The organism is bacterium, assembly GCA_040755795.1.
GTDB lineage: Bacteria > UBA9089 > CG2-30-40-21 > CG2-30-40-21 > SBAY01 > JBFLXS01.
On the sequence record JBFLXS010000133.1, the window covers coordinates 1 to 9466 of the forward strand.

Sequence of the window (9466 nt, forward strand, 5' to 3'; positions counted from 1 at the left end):
CGCAGACTCCAGGATTGATGTCCGAAGGGTGGAGCAAGAAAAAGTTTGAGCCATTTCTCCAATTCTCCCTTTTCCCCATTTCTCCTTGTTTACACTTCTAATGTATAGCCCTGAACGGTTACAAAATAATGAATCACAGTGAGTGCATTGTGTTCTCAGTGGTTTAAACAGGAGATAACCAGAATGTTAATTTCGTATAACTGGCTAAAAGAATATGTTGATTTTGACTTTTCTCCGACAGAATTAGCAGATAAATTAACTAATCTTGGGTTTGAAACAGCCAATGTGGAAAGAATCGGGGATGATACGATTATAGATTTGGAGATAACGGTTAATCGTGGAGATTGCTTGAGTATGATTGGGATAGCCAGGGAAATATCTGTTTTGAATAAAACTAAACTAAAAATTCCTTCCCCACCTGCATTTAATTTATCTAAAAAACTAACCCAGATGGTTAATATCTTAATAGTTGACCCTAAATTATGCCCGCGTTATACTGGCAGGATAATTGAAGGGGTCAAGGTTGCTCCCTCTCCTGTCTGGCTCCGAGAACGGCTTGAGAAGGTAGGCATTCGCTCGATTAATAATGTTGTTGATATTACCAATTTTGTGATGATGGAGTTAGGACATCCACTTCATGCCTTCGATTACCAGACATTGATGGGTAAGAAAGTTATTATTTGTCGTGCCGCGCCGCATGAGAAAATCCTGACTTTAGATGGAGTAAGTTATGAACTTTCTCAAGAAATGCTTATCATTGCTGATGCAGAAAGACCTATTGCCTTAGCCGGGATAATTGGCGGAGAAGATAGCCGCGTTAAAGAAGAAACAACAACTATTTTATTGGAATGTGCTTACTTTAATCCTCAAAATATCCGACAAACCACAAAACAACTACAAATCCAAACAGAATCTTCTTATAGATTTGAACGCGGTGTTGACCCGGAGGATTTAATTTTAGTTCAAGACCGTGCGACTCAACTGATTACAGAAATATGCAGTGGAAAATCTATCTCGCCAATAATAGATATTTATCCAAAGAAATTTAAAAAGACGATTATCAATTTAAGAATTGATAGAATTAATCGGATTCTGGGCACAAGCATTAAGGAAAATGAGGTGAAAGATATTTTACAATCATTCGGTTATGGAATTAAAGAGGAAGAAAAAGGTATTTTCCTTATGGAAGTCCCTTCGTTCAAACATTTAGATATTACCCGTGAAATTGATATAATCGAAGAGATAGCCCAAATATATGGTTATGAAAAAATCCCGATTACAGTGCCGGCAGGCTCTTTTAAAGTAGCAATGGATTATGAGTATGAACTATCCAATAAGGCAAAACAAATTCTGGTTAGCTGCGGCTTTTACGAAGTCATTACTTACTCATTTGCCTCACCAAATTTTCTGGCAAAAACTAAAATCCCCCTGACTAACGAAGTGATTATTACTAACCCATTAAGAGAGGATGAGAATTTAATGTGTCCTTCTTTAATCCCTAATATTTTGAAAGTGTTACAATGGAATATCAATCGGGATAACTATGATTTAAAGGTATTTGAATTAGGAAAGGTTTTTTCCGCTGACAAACCCCTTCCAAAAGAACAAAATGTTTTAATTGGGGCGATTGCCGGAAATTACCATGAACCTAACTGGCGAGATAAAACAACTATTTTGGCTAACTTTTATGATTTAAAAGGGGTGATTGAAAAATTGCTTCAAGAACTATGCATAAGTGGATATGAATTCCTTGCTGGAAACCACGCCAGCCTTCATCCCACAAGACAAACAAAATTAGTCTATCAAGACACTCCCATTGGAATGATGGGCGAACTACATCCACAAATTGCAAAGGAACTAAAACTGCCCGAAGGCATTTATTTATTTGAACTTAATTGGGATAAACTCCTTTCTTTAATTAATCTTGAAAAGAGATTTAAACCATTACATAGATTCCCGGCTGTAGTTCGTGATATGGCTAGTTTGGTCAAAGACGAGATTGATTCATCTCAGATAACAAAGATAATTGAAGAAGTTGGCGAAGGCTTAATCGAAAGGATTAAATTATTTGATTTATATCAAGGGGATAAAATACCCACTGGATATAAAAGTTTAGCGTATTCCATTACTTATCGTAAGCAAGAAATAACACTTACCGATGAAGAGGTTAATGAACGACATAATAAGATTATCATAGAACTTAAAAATAGGCTGGGAGTAGAGTTGAGATTGGAGTGATGGAATGATGTGATAAGGAGAGTCCGTAAGGATGATTAATAACAATTTTGAGCCCGAGATTGTAGCTTTTTGCTGTCATTATTGTGCTTACGGGGCGGCAGACCTGGCTGGGTCAATGAGACTTAATTACCCAGCTAATGTTAAAATTATCAAATTGCCCTGCACTGGCAAGGTAGATATTTTGTATCTGTTGAAGGCATTTGAAGATGGGGCAGATGGTGTCTATGTGGCGGGTTGCCTGGAAGGAAACTGCCATTTCATTGATGGCAATATCAAGGCAAAACGCCGTGTTGCCAGAGCAAAAAAACTACTGGATGAAACCGGCATTGGTGGTAATCGTCTTGAAATGTTCAATATGAGTGCCTCAATGGGACCAAAATTCGCTGAAGTCGCCCGAGAAATGACAAATAAAATACAAGAATTGGGACCAAGTCCACTCAGAAAATAAGGTGACAAAGTAATTCTCCTGAAAAATAAGGAAGTAGAAAGTAGAGAGTAGAAAGTAGAGAGTAAAGAAAACATCATTCCTCACGCCTATCTCCTTACCTCCTACCTTCTATCTCCTACCTACTATTTTCATAACCGTTCAGGTAATTCTTTACCGCAGAGACGCAGAGGAGCAGAGAAGACATAGAAATAAAGTAACTATTCAGCCACTGATTAACACGGATTAGCACGGATAAAAAAATAAAATCAGTGTTTCATCTGTGTCCATCTGTGACTGAATAGTTACCAATAAATTTTAATTTTTTCTCTGCGTCTCTGTGTCTCTGCGGTGAACAGTTACCTAATTTGTTGCCCTGATTTGAATCCTGCCAAAAACTCATTCCAAACAGTATTGGTTTGACCCTATTTGTCCCCACAAAAAAAAAGTCCCCACCATAATGCCGTGTAAAATGGAATTTTTGAACCCTTTTGTGTAAGTGGGTGCTCACCTAAGTGCTTTGATGCTTCTACTTACACCTTTTTAAAAGGCAGTCTGCATGCCACACTCAGAGTTATAAAGCTCCCTATAAAAAGGTGCTAGCTCAAAAAAAAACCATTTCATCACAAACACGGTAGGGACTCATACCTCTGGTTCATTCTAATTATAGTATATCATACTTTTCTCCCAAAAGTCAATAAAAATTTTGGTAACCATTCAGCCACAGAGTCACAGAGTTCACAGAGAATTAAGGAAATTAGCCACAAATGGACACGAATTAACCTCTGACATCCCATAAATGTAGTGCGAACCTTTAGGTTTCTTCTGAAACCTAACAACCACTGCCTGTTGTTTCACTTTAGATGGCTAAATACCTACTTTACTTCTAACCTCTTACCCTCTCTATATATTCTCCAGTGCGAGTATCGATTTTAAGGATTTCACCTTCCTCTACAAATAAAGGCACCTGGACCTTTAATCCTGTTTCTAATTCTGCCTGTTTAGTTGCACCTGAAACGGTATTTCCTTTAAAACCTGGTTCAGTGGTGATAACCTTTAGTTCTATCGTTACTGGTAATTCTATGCCGATTATCGTCTCATCATGGAATAAAACCGTTACCTCCATATTCTCTTTCAGGTAATTGACATTACTACTTAGCATATCTTTTGAGAGACCGAATTGTTCATAAGATTCGGTATCCATAAAGTAGTAATTACCTCCCTCCTGATAAAGATATTGCATAGGTTTGCGGGATATTCTGATTAATGGGAATTTTTCCTCTGGTCTAACGGTTTTATCTATAACCGCGCCGGTACTAAAATTTTTTAATTTTAATCGGACAAATGCCCCTCCTTTACCCGGCTTGATATGCTGGAATTCTGTGCAGGAGAAAATCTCTCCATTCAATTCAATCGTCATTCCTGGTCTTAAATCATTTGCACCAATCATTTATTTTAACCCTCCTTAAAATTGGTAATTGGTAACTGGTAATTGGTAACTGGTAACTGGTAATTGGTAACTGGTAATTGGTAATTGGTAACTGGTAATTGGTGAATGGTAATTAGTTACCAGTTCATAATGCAATCAATTCTTTAGACACATTATCGCTTAATACCTTATGCCCATTCTCAGTTATCAGCACTGTATCTTCGATTCTTACTCCACCGAAGTTTGGAATGTAGATACCCGGTTCAATGGTTACAACCATACCTGATTTCATTAAGGTTTTATTTGAAGAAGATATATGAGGTATTTCGTGAACCTCGATGCCTATACCATGTCCTAAGTTATGTCCAAAGAATCGTTTTAAACCGTTTTCGGCAATTTTTTCACGGGCAATTTTATCTACCTCAGCAAATTCTACCCCGGCTCTTAAATTCTCTAATACCTTTTCTTGTGCGTTTTTGACAGATTGATAAACTAATTTTTGTCCTGGCGATGGCTTACCAAGGATTAAAGTGCGAGTTAAATCGCAATTATAACCTTTAAATCTCGCCCCAAAATCAAATATAACAAAATCACCCATCTTTAGTTTTTTATGAGATGGTCTTCCATGCGGCAGACTTGAACGCCAGCCTGAAGCAACAATTGTCTCAAAGGCAATCTCGCCGCCTTTTTTCTTGATTAAATACTCTAACTCAATGGCAACATCATGCTCACTCATACCCTCATTGATAAACGGTAATAGGACTTTAAAGGCATCTTCTGCTATTTGACAGGCATATTTTATCTTCTGTATTTCATCTTTCTCTTTGATTAATCTTAACTTATAAACCAATCCTTCGGTTGGAACTAATTCTACAAATGTTAATTCTTTAACGAGTTTTTGATATTGAGTATAAGTCAGGTAATCAGTTTCTAAACCTAAATTTTTAAGTTTTTGTTTTGGCAGGAGTTTTTTTAAGGTCTTAACTAACCCTTTTTCTTCTTTAATGAACTCAACACCCTGATGGACTTCTTTTTGTGCCTGTTCAAGGTATCTTGAATCCGTAATAAAGTATATCTTTTGGGAAGTAACCAACAAATCAGCCGAAGAGCCTGTAAATCCTGTTAGATACTGAACATTGGTGATATTAGATACTAATAATCCATCTAATTTCTTTTTTGATAATATCGTTTGTAATTTGTTGATTCTATCCATGTTAGGTAATTTTTTTATGAGATAGATGTTCAATCACAAATTTAGCACACTGAAAACCTTCTTTTATCATTGAAACTCCAGTTCCACCTCGATAATAACCAAAGATATGAAGGTTCTCGTAAGCAATTTTTATGGCAGATTTTACCTTACCATTATGAACCATATCTTTAGATAATGTTTGCCAATAGCCCTGATAAGAAGTAGGTAAATTAGCCTTATCTATCCCTTTTAGAATAAGATACCCATCTAAAGCTTTCAGCATACTAAGATAACATATTCCGGCTGCCTCTGCTACGGGTTTTGAATCCTCGTAACTTTTATATACAATCGGGACATTTTTTAATATCTCTTTTCCATTCTTATAGAATCTAACTGCCTCATTAAAATAATCTGAGGCTAAAGATTTCTTATCATATTCTTTCTTCACATCTACCCTCTACTTTTCATCAATTCAATAGCAGACTGGAAGGCTAACAGATAACCAGTTACTCCAAAACCACTAATTTGTCCAATACAAACAGGTGCAATCAGGGATTTATGCCTGAATTCCTCTCTTTTATAAATATTAGATAGATGTACCTCTATCGTTGGAATACCTGTGGCGGCGATGGCATCACGAATAGCAATACTTGTATGCGTAAATGCCCCGGGATTAATTATAATAAATTTAGCGTCTGCCTTGCCAATCTCATCTACAATCTCACCTTCATGATTACTCTGAATGATTTTCAGGTCTATTTGCTTTTCATTGGCTAATTCTTTTAATCTTTGATTAATCTCCGCAAGGGTTATATTCCCATAGACTTCGGGTTCTCTTTTCCCTAATAAATTTAGATTAGGACCATGGATAACCAATATTTTATTCATTTACCTCACATTATAACATATTATTAAATAAAATGCAATTAGTTTTTTCAACCTTCGTTGTTCTGAATTTCCGCCAATAGCCCATAAGCCAAAAGTGGCAGCATTATTTCATGATGACCAATAAATGAATATCCTTTTCCGTCTTTTAGCGTTGGTCTTTTAACGATATTGGACATTGGTCGATATTGTATCATCATATCAAAGTTAGCAGTGACAAAATCTTCCACCGTGTAGTTTAAATTTCGAACAATCGTTAATGCCTTTAAAAATACCTCCGGGATGATTACCGCCGAACCTATATTTATAAACACCCCACCCTCTAAATTAGCCACCTGGTTAGTAAAAATGTGAAAATCAATCATACTGCCTTTACCAATTGCCTCACCTGAGGCATTTGGATGTTGATGAATAATATCCGTGCCAATAGCCACATGGACTGTAATAGGGATATTTAATTCAAACCCCTGATATAAAATACTATATTCTCGATATTTAAGTTTTTGTGCGGAAATCATTTTACCAACTGCCCTGCCAATCCCAAGATTATGTCTTGCCCCATCAATAATTGCCTCATTAATTAGTTCACCGGTTTCCTTTGCCATACCAAAAGAACCATCTAAAAGACTTTTTGAGACATCCTCTGATGTTTCACCTATCAAGGCAATCTCAAAATCATGAATAATCCCGGCACCATTTAGCGAAAGACAATTTACTAAACCTTTTTTCATTAGTTCAATAACCAGGGGCGACAACCCACATTTTATTACATGGGCTCCACAAGCCCATAAAACAGGTCTCTTTTGGTGATATGCCTGGGAGATAGACTTTATTAATTCCTTCAAATCAACCCCTTTTAAAATATCGGGCAGGGAACCAATAAACTCTTTAAGAGTAGCATCTCTGGGTAGAAGTCTAACAAAATCTTTGAGTTTGACCAGATTTTTACGGTTTTTTATCGGATATGTCTTTATTTTACTTAAATCAATCTGTTCATAATTATTTGGCATAATTAAACTATACCATTTACTTTACAGTTTGTCAATAATAAAAATAGAGGTAACCGTTCAGGGCTATATATTAGAAGTGTAAACAAGGAGAAATGGGGAAAAGGGAGAATTGGAGAAATGGCTCAAACTTTTTCTTGCTCCACCTTTCGGACATCAATCCTGGAGTCTGCGAAATTTACCAGTAACCCTATTTCTTTATCCACTGCTTAAGGTATGCTCTAACCTGATTATAATACTTCCCACTTATCTCCTCAACAGTTTTAATCTCTACCACAATCTCATCTTCAACAAAAAGATCAAGTCTATGAATCCCAACCTCAAGACCTTGATAGAATATCTTGACTTCTTTTTCTGATTCAAAGATGATGTTCTGTCTTGCAAACTCAACCTTCAAGGTATTGTGATAGATGCTCTCCAGAAAACCAGGTCCTAATGTCGTGTTGAACAAATAACGCACGGAATTCGATTCTGGTAACTGGTGATTGGTAACTGGTAATTAAATACCGTTCGGCTGAGCTCAGGACGAAACTATTTAACCAATTACCAATTACCAGTTACCAATTATCCGTTTGCAGGTTACGAAACCTGATGATGCCCCGTGCAAAACTTACTCAATACGACACTAACTTTTGATGGACATTAATACAGGCATTAATAATCCTATCACTTAACTCTTCTTTTCTCCACTTCTCCATCTTCTCCCTTTCTCCTTATTTTTATCCTACCTGAACCCTTACAAAGATTTGTAGTGCGAGGCTTTAGCCTCGCTTCGGGCAAGCCAAAAGGCGAACCTAAAGGTTCGCACCACATTTATGGGATGTCAGAGGTTAATTCGTGTGCATTTGTGAGTAATTTCCTTAATTCTCTGTGAACTCTGTGACTCTGTAGCTGAACGCTTACGAAAAATAAAAAGAGGGAGAATATTTTTTTCTCCCTCTTTATTTTTTTGAAAAGGAGGTCCTTTTTTTATATTGAGAAGTTGAGTTAAATTAAACACGAGGCATCAAGATAAATGTTAGGTCCATCGTGTAGCCAGCTGCATTTTCCGTATATTCGGATAAACAGGCAACTCCTAATTTGACTGCCCAAAGTCTTCCTGCCTCGGTAGCTTCTTTAACTCCAAAAAACTCTCTCGCTTCATTGTTGGCTTGGATCCATTTGGTCTTGTAGTCCCCATCAACTGATGTATTAGCTATTGCCCATGCACCATCTATTAACTTAGCATCCTCATTGTAACCTGCATCTAAATCACTCTTGTCGATGGCCAGGTCATCTACCCTGTTCATTAACACATAGGTTTTTTCGCGGCTCACTGATAAATAGACATCTTTATTCTGTAGAGATTCTTCATGAATAGGATTGGGATTACCGTAGAAATAAACTGTCGCTCCACTTTTCGCATTTGTGAATGTCGTCACTTCTAAGGCATCTGCTCTGTCTGCAAATCCTGTCGAATCTGGTGTTGGCTCACAACCCTGCACCCACGCATATTTGTCATAGCCAGCCGGCTTCAGTGCATAATCTTCTGCTGTGGGGACAACCGCATCTGGTGCTGTTACATCTAACTCGATAATCTGGAGAACCACTAATTTCACCTGAACTGTTTTGTCTTCCACATCGGCTATGGCACTGGTTGCCCATAGCATTCCTAAAATACTTACTAACCCAATAATTAATCTTTTCATTTTTTCTTTCCTCCTTTAATTTTTTTAAGAAGGACCTCCTTTTTCACCTCCTTTAATTTGGTAATTGGTAACTGGTAATTGGTAACTGGTAATTGGTAACTGGTAACTGGTGAATGGTAATTACTTACCATTTAACCAGTTACCAATTTTAATTAGTCCTGGGGCAAAAATGTGTGTCAATTTTTCTATTTGACCACCTTATTTAGGGAATTTAAAATCTTTATTTTGCCCCATTTCCCTTTTACGATAGGGTTGACGATTGAAAGGGATTTTACAATAATATAGAGAAGCAAATCTTATGCTAACTAAAGCCCCTGACCACTACTTCATATCTAACATATTGATACAACTAAAGTTATAGAAAGATGCTCTTTCGGTAAATTAAAAACTCACTTCAAACCTTTTTTCTAACTTTTAAACAACTATGATTAAATTTTAAACTACTGATAAATTTTTGTTCAATTATTGGACTTTTTGGTAACTGTTCACCGCAGAGATGATATGATAAAGTGTCAAGTTTGACCTGCGAAAGATTTTATGGTATACTATACAAAAAGTATTAACTAACTAAAATAAGGAGGACAAACTTATGACACAAACAAC

General features: G+C 36.7%; 10 protein-coding genes and 1 other RNA gene. 2 read left to right on the forward strand and 9 right to left on the reverse strand.

Annotation, left to right across the window (positions count from 1 at the left end; translation table 11 throughout):
- Positions 1 to 183: 183 nt before the first annotated feature.
- Positions 184 to 2238: a phenylalanine--tRNA ligase subunit beta gene (pheT, locus tag AB1414_09900; GenBank protein MEW6607745.1), complete on the forward strand. Its 2055-nt coding sequence runs from the start codon at positions 184 to 186 to the stop codon at positions 2236 to 2238.
- A gap of 31 nt (positions 2239 to 2269) precedes the next feature.
- Positions 2270 to 2686 (forward strand): hydrogenase iron-sulfur subunit, encoded by a 417-nt coding sequence (locus AB1414_09905; protein ID MEW6607746.1) that lies wholly within the window; start codon positions 2270 to 2272, stop codon positions 2684 to 2686.
- 421 nt (positions 2687 to 3107) lie between these two features.
- On the opposite strand, the gene ssrS is transcribed toward AB1414_09905, so the two are convergent.
- The 9 genes from ssrS to AB1414_09950 form a co-directional block, all read right to left on the reverse strand.
- Positions 3108 to 3306: non-coding RNA, 6S RNA (gene ssrS, locus AB1414_09910), on the reverse strand.
- 242 nt (positions 3307 to 3548) lie between these two features.
- A complete protein-coding gene (efp, locus tag AB1414_09915; GenBank protein ID MEW6607747.1) occupies positions 3549 to 4112 on the reverse strand; it encodes an elongation factor P in 564 nt (187 codons plus the stop codon).
- Positions 4113 to 4236: 124 nt separating this feature from the next.
- Positions 4237 to 5304, reverse strand: coding sequence for a Xaa-Pro peptidase family protein (locus AB1414_09920; protein MEW6607748.1), 1068 nt, complete (start codon positions 5302 to 5304; stop codon positions 4237 to 4239).
- A gap of 1 nt (position 5305) precedes the next feature.
- Positions 5306 to 5731 carry a DUF5618 family protein gene (locus tag AB1414_09925; GenBank protein MEW6607749.1) on the reverse strand — a complete coding sequence of 142 codons (426 nt, stop codon included), beginning with the start codon at positions 5729 to 5731 and terminating at the stop codon, positions 5306 to 5308.
- A 2-nt stretch (positions 5732 to 5733) separates the two neighbouring features.
- Positions 5734 to 6171 carry a type II 3-dehydroquinate dehydratase gene (gene aroQ / locus AB1414_09930; protein MEW6607750.1) on the reverse strand — a complete coding sequence of 146 codons (438 nt, stop codon included), beginning with the start codon at positions 6169 to 6171 and terminating at the stop codon, positions 5734 to 5736.
- Positions 6172 to 6218: 47 nt separating this feature from the next.
- The gene (locus tag AB1414_09935) at positions 6219 to 7178 is read right to left on the reverse strand and encodes a hypothetical protein (GenBank protein ID MEW6607751.1); all 960 of its coding nucleotides are present in this window, start codon (positions 7176 to 7178) and stop codon (positions 6219 to 6221) included.
- A gap of 187 nt (positions 7179 to 7365) precedes the next feature.
- Positions 7366 to 7626 carry a GxxExxY protein gene (locus AB1414_09940; protein ID MEW6607752.1) on the reverse strand — a complete coding sequence of 87 codons (261 nt, stop codon included), beginning with the start codon at positions 7624 to 7626 and terminating at the stop codon, positions 7366 to 7368.
- 541 nt (positions 7627 to 8167) lie between these two features.
- Positions 8168 to 8863, reverse strand: a complete 696-nt coding sequence (locus tag AB1414_09945; GenBank protein ID MEW6607753.1) for a hypothetical protein — start codon at positions 8861 to 8863, stop codon at positions 8168 to 8170.
- Positions 8860 to 8994, reverse strand: a complete 135-nt coding sequence (locus AB1414_09950) for a hypothetical protein (protein ID MEW6607754.1) — start codon at positions 8992 to 8994, stop codon at positions 8860 to 8862. The genes AB1414_09945 and AB1414_09950 overlap by 4 nt, the downstream gene beginning before the upstream one ends.
- Positions 8995 to 9466: the final 472 nt, after the last annotated feature.